The following is a 10,378-nucleotide window of genomic DNA, read 5'->3' on the forward strand; positions in this document are numbered from 1 at the left end:
CGTTAAAATCCTTCCAAATCATAATATTCATCGTCCAAATCGAGCGGCTTCACGGGCTTGGCCGGCGGCGTCGGTTGCTTCGGCTTGACCGGTTTCTGCGGCTTTTCAGGCTTTCCTTTTGTCTGGGCAGGTTTATCCTGCGGCTTAGATGACCCATTTTGCGGTGCAATATCAGTCATATTAGGCGGTAAAATCATTGATTTTACCGGGTAATATTCGCTATCTTGCGAGCTCATCTTATCCATTTTGCGATCTGTTTCTTCGTCCGATGAAGGCTTCGGCTCCTGATAGGTGGGTTTTACTGGCTCGGTAAGCAGTTGGAGCGTACTGATTTTCAGTGGCGCGAAGTGCTTTTGATAGAAATGATCATAATCATCATAGCTGAATCGATGGCCTAAAAGCGGCAGATTCTGCTCGCTGACGATGAACGGGCGAGCTGCTTTCATCAGCCCCACCAGCCCATGTTGCTGATGAAGACTGCGTGCATATTGCAATGCTTCGTCATAGTTCAGGAAACCTTTGATGCTCATTCGGTGCATACCCTCGGCGTCTTCAATCCGTATATCAAAGTTCCTGACGAGATAACTCGTGAAGTTATACTTTGCCAACTCAAAGAGCAGCCGGTTCTCATTGACCGAATCAGGATGGTAAACCAGCATATAGACGAAGCCGACATTGCGTTCCGGACTTAGTTTGACGGCCTGTATCGAGTCGCTGTCATTCAGCACTTCGGAGCGCCGACTCCATATTGTTGCCATGTCAAACCGGCCACGTTGCAACCTTCGCCCAGCCTTTATGCCATTGACTATCATGCCGGCCATCTCGCTAAGCCTGCTTTCGGGATAGGTGCCCACCAAGGTATTGAGATCTTGCAGGCAGGCTTTTGCGTCGCCATCATTCAGCTTGCTCAGCCCACCGATAAACAAGAACTTGTCGCGGTTAGCCCCGTTGGGGAAACGTTTTGCAGACACTTGTGCATTGCCTAACACCTCTTGATAGCGTTCGTTCTTGAAAGCGTCGTAGGAAGCCGTGTAAAGTGAGTCCTCTATGTGCTCTCCCCAACGTGCATTCTCACGATAATAAGGGTCGGTGAGCAGGGCCGTCCACTTGCTGTCGGGGTATTCTTTCTTCAATCGGTAGATATAAGTCTCGGCCTGTTCCGGTTCGTTCTTACGCGCATAAAGCAGGTAAAGATGATAATAAGCCTCGTCTCTCTGCGCATAATCGGGGAAGTCACGGACGAGTCTCAACAATGCTTGCTCGCTCAAAGCGAGGTTGTCCAACCTGTCTTTGAAGATAATGCCACTGTGGAAGAGCCCGTCGGCAAGCTGCTTATTGCTTTCTTTCAGCTGTTCTGCAGTCAGCGGAATCTGTTTCAGATAATATTCCCTGCGATACACTGATACACTGTCGGGTCTTCGCAGGTCGTTATCGGTCAACTCTTCCACTTTCGAAAGGGAGTCCGGCTGCTCTTGCGCTTTGTCGGTAGCCGTCAGAAGCACCGTTTTATTGATGCGTTGCCAGTTATCGATGTTGTCGCGCCTTCCCCAAAGGCGAAGGAAGGTTTCCTTTCCGCGTGCCACGACCATGGGATTATAGAAATACCATGTGCTCTGCTGCCCATTCTTGCCGGGTTGGAGCCCAGCATTCGGAAGGCTCGCCCCTCCACTTGGCACGGGAGTATCGCCCCCTTTGGCAAGAGAGAGCCGGTCGTTTTGTTCTTTCTTCTCCTTCTTTTTCAAAGCGACAATCACACGGTCGATGGCAGCATTGCGTTCCTTTTCGCTCATTCTTGCCAGCCGTTGCAAGGAGTCTTGCAGCTCAACGGCGTCGGTATAAGGCACAAGCGCCTCGAGCACCTGTTGTCTTTCCGAGAGCCGACGATAGTCTTTCCGGTCTTTGTCCAGCAATCCGATGGCCACATCATAGCATCGCTTGGCATCGCCAAAGCGGTTTCGTTGCCAATACAAGTCGCCGAGCTTCAACAGCAAGACACCTTTCTCGATGCCGTTGCGTGTGGCCCGCTCGTTGCCCTGCTCATAGGCACCGATGGCACGAAGCGTATCCCGCTGCGACAGATAGATGTTGCCGATGGCATAGTAGACTTGGTCAAGATACTCCTTGTTATTATCCGAAGAAGCCATGCGTTTCAGCTTGGCAATCATTTGCTTTTGCTTTCCTCCGGCCATCACTTCGGTCATGGCCACACGGGCGTTGAACGCAAGCGCATAGTGCGGGTTCAGTTTTGTCACGTGCTTATAGGCCTTATAGGCCTCAGCGTTCCGACCGGTTTCAGCAAGCAACTGCCCCAACAGAAACCACTCGCGTGCCTTTTGCTTGCGTCGCATCTCATGACCGATGACCTTTTGCAGATAAGGGATAGCCTGCTGATAGTCGCCCGTGTGTATGTAATAATCCGCATACGTGTAGTCCCATTCCTTTTGTGCGCTCCAATAGATCGAGTCGCGGCGCATGTTGCGGATAACGTTCTCGGCCTCGTATTGCCAACCCGCCTCGATATAGCTCTTGGCCAACCATGCTTGCGCCCGATGATAAATGGCGGGTTGGGTAGCATAGAGGCGACTCATATAAGAAAAGGTGGAAACAGCCTCCTCGAAGTTGCCCTCATGGAACTGTGACCGCCCCATCAACATCCAGACTTTCCACATGAACGGATTATATTCCTTGCGGTTCAGCCACTCAATGTCTTCTGCCGTCTTCCGCCGGTTCTTGTCCCACACGGGGCGACGCCTGATGCTATACAGCTTGATGGCCTTCTCGCATTTCTCTATGGCACGGTCGAAGTTTGCCTTTCCCAGCTCGCGGTTCTCCTTGTTGCCCACCGTGTAAAGCGGAATCAGCTCGGTGAAGTTGTCTTTATTCCCATTCTCCCGCTCCAACGAAGCGTCGATGTAAGCTACCGAACCGTTATAATAGACGTTATAGCGCGTGTTGAATGCACGCCACCACCTTGTATTGGCCGTATTCAGCCGACTCGAACAGCCGGGAAGCATCGTCATCACGACCAAGAACGAAAGGAGATAGGGCGCAACGTGTTTCATTTTCTGACGGACAGCTTGGCAACAACATAGCCGATGATGCTCACAAAGATAATCGAAGCACCCGATGGAACATCGAGCCAATAGCTCATGGCTAGCCCAAACAGGCAGTCTACCCACCCAATGAGCACGGAGAGAAGCATCATTCGCTTGTAAGTGAACGTGAAAAGATTGGCGGTCATCTGCGGAATGGTGAGCAGACTGATGGCCAAAACAATGCCCACCATGCGCAGAGTCGACACGATGGTCAGGGCAACGAGGGCCATCATGCCATATTCTATCCATCGGACAGGGAGCCCTTGTGACTCGGCAAACGTTCGATCGAAGGCCACACTGAGGATTTCCCTATAAAAAACCGTGATGCAAACTGCCACGATTACGCATAGTACGGCCAACAGCCAGAGGTCGAGACTGCCTATGGTCAGGATACTACCAAAGAGAAACGACGGCAAATCGGGCATGAAACCGGGTGTCAGGAAACAGCAGATGATACCCACACTCATGCCGAATGTCCAAAACACGGCAATGGCGGAGTCTTCACGAACATTGCGACGCGCCATCCATTCTACGCCGAAAGCACTCAACACAGCAAATATCATGGCCGAGAACACAGGATTTACGCCCAAAAGAACGCCCAAACCGATGCCCCCGAACGACGCATGCGTGATGCCGCCGCTAATGAACACCAACCGACGCGTCACGATATACGTGCCCACGATGCCGCAGACGATGGCGGCAAGCAGTGAACCCAGCAGCGCGTTCTGAAAGAAACTATAATGCAGAATATCCATCATCGGCCAATGCTATAAAGTCATCTTTGATTTGATCGGGCATATTGATGCCACGCAGAATAAGACTTCGGTTCCAACCTTTCACTTCGTCGGGGCGCATCGTCTGCATTACTTCGGCAAACGCTTCGGCCTCACTGTCGGTATATCCGTCCGACGGGCGGCCTCGGAAGTAGTCGAGCTCTTCGTCGTCATAATATTCAATTTCCTTCGTGGCTGCCTCCATCATGCACTCTTGCTCGCACCGTTCGTTCTCGCCCGTGCAAGTGGAACATGAGTCCTGCAGGACGACGGGCGTTTCTTCCTCGCCCCGCTTCCGACCGAGCAGCGTCGCCAACCCTGTTATCAGGCCCAAGGCAAGGAGTGCAAAGACGAGATACATCATAATGTAAAGCCGGCTTGTCGGAGGTCGCGCCAAAAGTCGGGATAAGACTTCGACACCACTTCCGGATTATTCACGCGCAGGCCCGGAAGCTTCAGTGCCGCGGGGGCAAAGGCCATGGCCATGCGGTGGTCTTCGTGGGTATCGATAGGCTCTCCGGTAGGTTCGCAGCGTTCGCCGTCCCAATAGAGCTCGCTGTCGTTGGCGTCATGTATCATATAGCCCAGCTTGCGCAGCTCCGTCTTCAGGGCCTCAATGCGGTCGGTCTCCTTGATCTTCAGACTTGCAAGCCCTTTGAAATGGAACTTGATGCCCATCAGCGCACAGCAAACCACAAGCGTCTGTGCCAAATCGGGCGCCCCTGTGAAGTCGTATTCCAGCCGAGGCAGCATGCACGGCCGGCGATGCAACGTCACCGTGGTGGGCACGCCGGGCTCGGTCGTCTCGAACGTCGTCTTCACGCCCAAGAGCGAGAAGATATATTTCACCACCGAGTCGCCCTGCCTCGAGCCGTCCATCAGTCCCGTCAGGCGTACCGTAGCCTCAGCATCGTCGCTCAAGGCCATGATTTCATACCAATAGCTGGCCGCGCTCCAATCACTTTCAATGACGTAAGGGCGCGCCACATAAGGCTTCGCCATCACGTTGATTATGTCCACGTCCGACCACTCGGCCACGGCCCCGAAGTCGCGCATCATGCACAGCGTCAAGTCGATGTAAGGCCGCGAGATGATGGTGTCGGTCAGCTTCAGTTCCAGCCCATTCGAAAGCGTAGGCGCAATCAGCAGCAGGGCCGAGATGAACTGCGAACTCACGTTGCCCGGCATTTCGAGCCGTCCGCCCTCCAACTTGCGCCCCCTGATGCGCAAGGGAGAGTAACCCTCTTCGCCCTCATAGCGGATATCGGCGCCCAGATAGCGCAGGGCGTCGACCAAGACGCCTATCGGACGGTGCTTCATGCGTTCGGTTCCCGTGATTACATGCTCGCCTTCGCCCACCGAGAGATAAGCCGTCATAAAGCGCATCGCCGTCCCGGCCGCTTTCACGTTGATGGTTTCGGGCATCTTTTCCAACGCTTCCACGATAACTTCCGTGTCGTCACAGTCGCTCAGATTGAGCGGCATCACCTGTTGCCCGGCCAATGCATGGATAATCAATGCGCGGTTACTGATGCTCTTGCCGGCTGGCAGTTCGATGGTGGTGTCGATGTGGTGTGGTCCTTCAATCGTATATGTCATGTTGCGAATGATACCTTGATTTGTACATGATGCAAAAGTACAAACAAAAAACGGAAAACCCAATAAAAGCGCGTGATAATCATCATAACCTACAGTCTGTCGCTCTTCAATCTCAGCCATTTTACTGGACGCATGGCTCATGTGGTGCTACTTCAGGGTGCATGTGAAGCAATAAACCGATGCTCACATCATTTGTTTTTCACTGACTTTGCCGGGGAATAACGATGCTGAACGTGGTGCCACGGCCCACTTCAGAATGCTTGACGAATATCTTTCCGTGGTGATAGTCCTCGACGATGCGCTTGGCCAATGACAAACCGAGGCCCCAACCACGCTGCTTTGTCGTGAAACCCGGGCGGAATACGTTTTTAATATCCTTCTGTCGGATTCCTTTCCCCGTGTCAGAAACGTTTATCACGATTGTCTTTCCCTTCGGTTCCACCCGGATATCAATGCGCCCCGTAGCGTTTTCCATGGCATCGGCGGCATTCTTACAGAGGTTTTCGATGACCCATTCAAAAAGTGAGACGTTCAATGCCACAACAATCTTGGGAGCATGCACACTGATGACAATGTTTTTCGACGTTCGGCGATCCATATAAGCCGCGACACGCTGCAATACGGCAAGCAAATCCGCTTGTTCAGGAGCCGGTTGCGAGCCTATTTTCGAGAACCTGTCGGCTATCAATTGGAGGCGTTTCACATCATTATCCATCTCTGGCAACAGCATATCGTCGGGATAATTCTCTTTCATAATCTCCATCCATGCCATCAAACTGGAGATAGGAGTGCCCAATTGATGGGCCGTTTCCTTGCTCAGTCCCACCCAGACTCGGTTTTGTTCGGCCCGCTTCAAGGTCAAAAGCGTGAAGATGGCAAGGCAGGCAAAGAGCAGAATTACGGCCAATTGCACGTAAGGATAATAGGACAAGCGGCGCAAAAGCAGTGAGTCGGCATAGCAAACGTCAATATAATCACGTCGAGTGTCCAAGACAATGCGGACGAAATGACCTTCGGCACGCATTCTTTCAGCCTGACTGACGGCATCTTTCAGGCTGTCTGAATGCGTTTTTCCATTGAGTTCGACGTTGCGATAGGTCTGAACATGTCCCTGCTTATTGATGACAATCACCGGAATCGTATGGTTCTCGTTGATTACTTTCAGCACGAGTGCAAGGTCAGTATGCTCGTCTGCCCCATTCAAGGCACGCATCGCTTCGGCCCATAGCTCCATTCGTGCACTCTCTTCTTTGCTCAAATCGCGGACAAGAAGATGAGACACCAACAGAAATCCCGCGGCAATCAGAGCCGCAACCAAGATGAACAAAAGACGAATATGACGCAAACGATCGGTCCATTTCATATTTTCAGAAACGCTTTCCCATCGCAATTATTGCATGAAACGGCAAGAAGCACCGCTGAAGTCCAAACGCTTGCGAGGGTCCGGGTGAGCATAAATTAACGCCATTAGGCCTGCTCATCTCAAAGTTTTACAGGAAACTTTCAAAAAAATTGGTCCGAATGAAATAAAAAGGTTAACTTTGTGGCAATGAAATCATTCATGAAGAAGACGACACCTAAACGCATTTGAATTTTTAATAATCATTATATATGGAAAGAACATGGAGATGGTTTGGCAAGAAAGACAAGATTACGCTTGCCATGCTCAAGGAAATCGGAGTTGAAGGTATTGTTACAGCACTGCATGATGTGCCTTTGGGAGAAGTATGGACGCGCGAAAAGATTCACGACCTCAAGGCGTATATCGAAAGTTATGACATGCGTTGGAGCGTTGTTGAGTCACTTCCCGTTACAGAGACGATTAAATATGGTGGCTCGGATCGCGACCACCAGATTGAAGTTTACAAGGAAAGTCTGCGCAACTTGGCCGCCGAAGGCATTCACACCATTTGTTATAACTTCATGCCCGTGCTTGATTGGGCACGCACCGACCTGCTTCATGCCAATCCGAACGGCAGCAGCAACCTTTATTTCTCAATTCCAGAGTTCGCCTATTTCGACATTTATATCCTCAAACGTGAGGGTGCGAGAGAGAGCTGGGCAGCCTTTCAGACACTCGGTCCTGATGGAAAACCAAACGGACGCGACATATTAAAAGAGGTGGACGCGCTGGCCAAGGAAATGACGCCCGCGAAAGACCACGCCTTGGTGGAGAATATTGTCATCAAGACGCAAGGGTTCGTGAGCGGAAATTTCAAAGAAGGCGACGAGCACCCCGTGGAACTGTTCCGCGAACTGCTTGCCCTTTACAAAGGAATCGACAAGAATCGGCTGCGTGAAAACATGCGTTATTTCCTGAGTGCTATCATGCCCGTGTGTAACGAATGTGATATGTACATGTGTGTGCACCCTGATGACCCTCCATTTCAAATACTTGGCCTGCCACGCATCGTGACTTGCGATGAAGATATAGAATGGTTCCTCAACGCAGTGCCCGACAAACACAACGGATTGACCTTTTGTGCGGGGAGTCTTTCAGCCGGAGCACAGAACAACCTGCCGCTTATGGCCGGGAAATACGCCAACCGAACATGGTTCGTGCACCTGCGCAGCTGCCATGTATTCCCCAATGGCGACTTCACGGAGGCCAGCCACTTGGGTGGAAGAGCCGATATTGTCGAGCTATGCAGGATATTCGAGAAAGAAGAGCAAAGCCGTAAGGGCAATCCCAACATCGCCCGACTGCCAATGCGCGTGGATCACGGCATGACCATGCTGGGCGACGAGACCAAGGGCTACAATGCAGGCTACAGTTTCTTGGGCCGTATGTTTGCCATGGGGCAGGTGCAGGGCATCATTGCCACCGTGGACAACGAGCAAGGCATCAGGTATCAACAGCCCGGATTTTACGATTAATCAACCAAACAAATATATCATGAGACTAAAAGAACTACTGACCGACAACTATAATGCCGCAGAATGGGAGGCCAAAGGCTATGAACTGCCCCGCTTCGACATCAAGACCGTGCGTAAGAACACCTATGAAAACCCTACATGGGTGCACTTCGGAGGAGGCAATATCTTCCGTGCTTTCCCCGCAGCCCTATTGAATGATGCTCTGAACACGGGAAAATACGACCGCGGGGTCATCGTGGCCGAGACCTTCGATGATGAGGTTATCGACAAAGCCTATGCGCCCTACGACAACCTTTCACTGCTCGTGAGCCTGCAATCTTCGGGGACGATCGAGAAGAAAGTGATTGCCTCAGTGACCGAAGCCCTTAAGGCCGACCCGCAGTTTGAAGACTGGAACCGACTGACCGAGATATTCCGTAAGCCGTCTTTGCAGATGATATCGTTCACCATCACCGAGAAAGGCTACAGTTATAATGAAGAAGACTTGGCCCGCGGGCTCAGTCCGGTGTTTGCCTTGGGCAAGGTGACCGTACTGCTCCATGAACGTTTCAAGGCCGGAAAGCTGCCGTTGACCGTGCAGAGCATGGACAACTGCTCGCACAATGGCAGTAAGGTGCAGGCAGGTGTCTTTGCCTACGCTGAGCGTTGGGCGAAAGACGGGCTCGTAGCACAGGAGTTCGTGGACTATTTGAAAGATGAAAGCAAGGTGTCTTTCCCTTGGTCGATGATCGATAAGATTACTCCTCGCCCACATGAAAAGGTGAAAGCGTTGCTGGCTGCCGATGGTTTTGAGGACAATGACTACATCGAAACGGCCCGACATACCTTTACTGCGCCCTTCGTTAACGCCGAAGAGACGCAGTATCTTGTCATCGAAGACAACTATACCAACGGCCGTCCACCGCTCAACCTCGGAGGTGTGCTCTACACGACGCGTGAAACCGTGGACAAGGTTGAGACGATGAAGGTAACCACTTGCCTGAACCCGCTTCACACGGCCATGGCCATCTACGGCTGTTTACTTGGCTATGACCTTATATCGGCAGAGATAGCAGACGCTGATATCCGTGCTTTCGTACAGAAAATCGGCTATATCGAGGCCATGCCTGTAGTGGTTGACCCGGGCGTACTCAACCCTTATGAGTTCATCGGTGCCTTCATCAACAAGCGACTTCCTAATCCTTTCATGCCCGATACGCCGCAACGTATCGCCATGGATACCTCTCAGAAGCTACCCATCCGCTTCGGTGAGACCATCAAGAAATATATCTCTCGGGGACTGGATAGGTCTAATCTCGTGCTAATCCCATTGGTATTGGCCGGTTATGCCCGCTATCTGAAAGGCGTTGATGACGCAGGAAAGCCTTTCACACCATCGCCCGACCCGCTCTTGGAAGAACTGCAAAGCATCGTTTCCCCACTTGAAATCGGTAGCGAGCACCAAGACTTCGGTTGTCTGCGCAAGCTCTTCAGTCGCAAAGACGTCTTCGGTTTAGACCTCTATGAGGCTGGTCTCGGCGAACAGATAGAAGGCATGGTCAAGGAACTTTATGCAGGAAAGGGGGCCGTGCGCGCTACGCTCCACCGATATGTGAGTGAAAGATAGAGAAAATAACGATAAAAGGCCCGCTACTCTTCTTGAGTGCGGGCCTTTTTGATGGCTGTAATCAAGAGCTAAACTCGGCTCCATAGAAGATAAGCCCCGGCTAATGATTTGATTGCTATAATGAAGTTGCTTATCGCATACTGAAAGCAAGCCCCTTATCTCAGCCATTTCACCTCGCAATATGGCTGAGATTAGCACCTAATATGGCTGGGGTTGCCTCGCAATATGGCTGGGATTGGACTACAACAAGGCTGAAGGTGTCTTGCCTCTGACGAGGACTGATTTCACTTGGCCTTGTCCACCGGCGCATCGTGCCGGTTACAAACAAAGAAAGAGCCCTGAAGACATTGCTGTCTTCGGGGCTCCAAGTAAAAGAAGGCGGCTACCTACTCTCCCGCATTGCATTGCAGTACCATCGGCGCAGGCGG

General features: G+C 51.7%; 7 protein-coding genes. 2 read left to right on the forward strand and 5 right to left on the reverse strand.

From position 1 onward, the window contains the following. Nucleotides 1-2: 2 nt before the first annotated feature. The 5 genes from porW to HMPREF9944_RS10390 all read right to left on the reverse strand — a co-directional run bounded on the left by porW (nucleotide 3) and on the right by HMPREF9944_RS10390 (nucleotide 6,830). On the reverse strand, nucleotides 3-3,062 hold the full coding sequence (porW, locus tag HMPREF9944_RS10370) for a type IX secretion system periplasmic lipoprotein PorW/SprE (RefSeq protein WP_008566208.1): 3,060 nt from the start codon (nucleotides 3,060-3,062) through the stop codon (nucleotides 3-5). After that, complete coding sequence (locus HMPREF9944_RS10375) at nucleotides 3,059-3,850, reverse strand: metal ABC transporter permease (protein ID WP_008566209.1); 792 nt, start codon at nucleotides 3,848-3,850, stop codon at nucleotides 3,059-3,061. The genes porW and HMPREF9944_RS10375 overlap by 4 nt, the downstream gene beginning before the upstream one ends. Continuing rightward, on the reverse strand, nucleotides 3,831-4,232 hold the full coding sequence (locus HMPREF9944_RS10380; protein ID WP_008566210.1) for a hypothetical protein: 402 nt from the start codon (nucleotides 4,230-4,232) through the stop codon (nucleotides 3,831-3,833). Before HMPREF9944_RS10380 ends, HMPREF9944_RS10375 begins: the two co-directional genes overlap by 20 nt. Beyond that, nucleotides 4,229-5,467 (reverse strand): 3-phosphoshikimate 1-carboxyvinyltransferase, encoded by a 1,239-nt coding sequence (locus tag HMPREF9944_RS10385; protein ID WP_044113650.1) that lies wholly within the window; start codon nucleotides 5,465-5,467, stop codon nucleotides 4,229-4,231. The genes HMPREF9944_RS10380 and HMPREF9944_RS10385 overlap by 4 nt, the downstream gene beginning before the upstream one ends. A gap of 199 nt (nucleotides 5,468-5,666) precedes the next feature. Beyond that, a complete protein-coding gene (locus tag HMPREF9944_RS10390; RefSeq protein ID WP_008566212.1) occupies nucleotides 5,667-6,830 on the reverse strand; it encodes a sensor histidine kinase in 1,164 nt (387 codons plus the stop codon). 248 nt (nucleotides 6,831-7,078) lie between these two features. Here HMPREF9944_RS10390 and uxuA point away from each other — a divergent pair, with 248 nt between their 5' ends. Both uxuA and HMPREF9944_RS10400 read left to right on the forward strand, forming a co-directional pair. Beyond that, nucleotides 7,079-8,344, forward strand: coding sequence for a mannonate dehydratase (uxuA, locus tag HMPREF9944_RS10395; RefSeq protein ID WP_008566213.1), 1,266 nt, complete (start codon nucleotides 7,079-7,081; stop codon nucleotides 8,342-8,344). Between the two features lie 19 nt (nucleotides 8,345-8,363). Further along, entirely contained in the window at nucleotides 8,364-9,950 is a 1,587-nt protein-coding gene (locus tag HMPREF9944_RS10400) for a mannitol dehydrogenase family protein (protein ID WP_008566214.1), read from the forward strand. The last annotated feature ends 428 nt before the right edge of the window (nucleotides 9,951-10,378 follow it).

The sequence above is a fragment of the Segatella maculosa OT 289 genome (assembly GCF_000243015.1).
In the GTDB taxonomy this organism is placed as follows: Bacteria; Bacteroidota; Bacteroidia; order Bacteroidales; family Bacteroidaceae; genus Prevotella; species Prevotella maculosa.

Bases quoted from the DNA above. Each gene is read 5' to 3' on its own strand.
- HMPREF9944_RS10385 (WP_044113650.1), bottom strand. From the start codon at position 5,467: ATGACATATACGATTGAAGGACCACACCACATCGACACCACCATCGAA.
- HMPREF9944_RS10390 (WP_008566212.1), bottom strand. From the start codon at position 6,830: ATGAAATGGACCGATCGTTTGCGTCATATTCGTCTTTTGTTCATCTTG.
- HMPREF9944_RS10375 (WP_008566209.1), bottom strand. From the start codon at position 3,850: ATGGATATTCTGCATTATAGTTTCTTTCAGAACGCGCTGCTGGGTTCA.
- HMPREF9944_RS10400 (WP_008566214.1), top strand. From the start codon at position 8,364: ATGAGACTAAAAGAACTACTGACCGACAACTATAATGCCGCAGAATGG.
- uxuA (WP_008566213.1), top strand. From the start codon at position 7,079: ATGGAAAGAACATGGAGATGGTTTGGCAAGAAAGACAAGATTACGCTT.
- HMPREF9944_RS10380 (WP_008566210.1), bottom strand. From the start codon at position 4,232: ATGATGTATCTCGTCTTTGCACTCCTTGCCTTGGGCCTGATAACAGGG.
- porW (WP_008566208.1), bottom strand. From the start codon at position 3,062: ATGAAACACGTTGCGCCCTATCTCCTTTCGTTCTTGGTCGTGATGACG.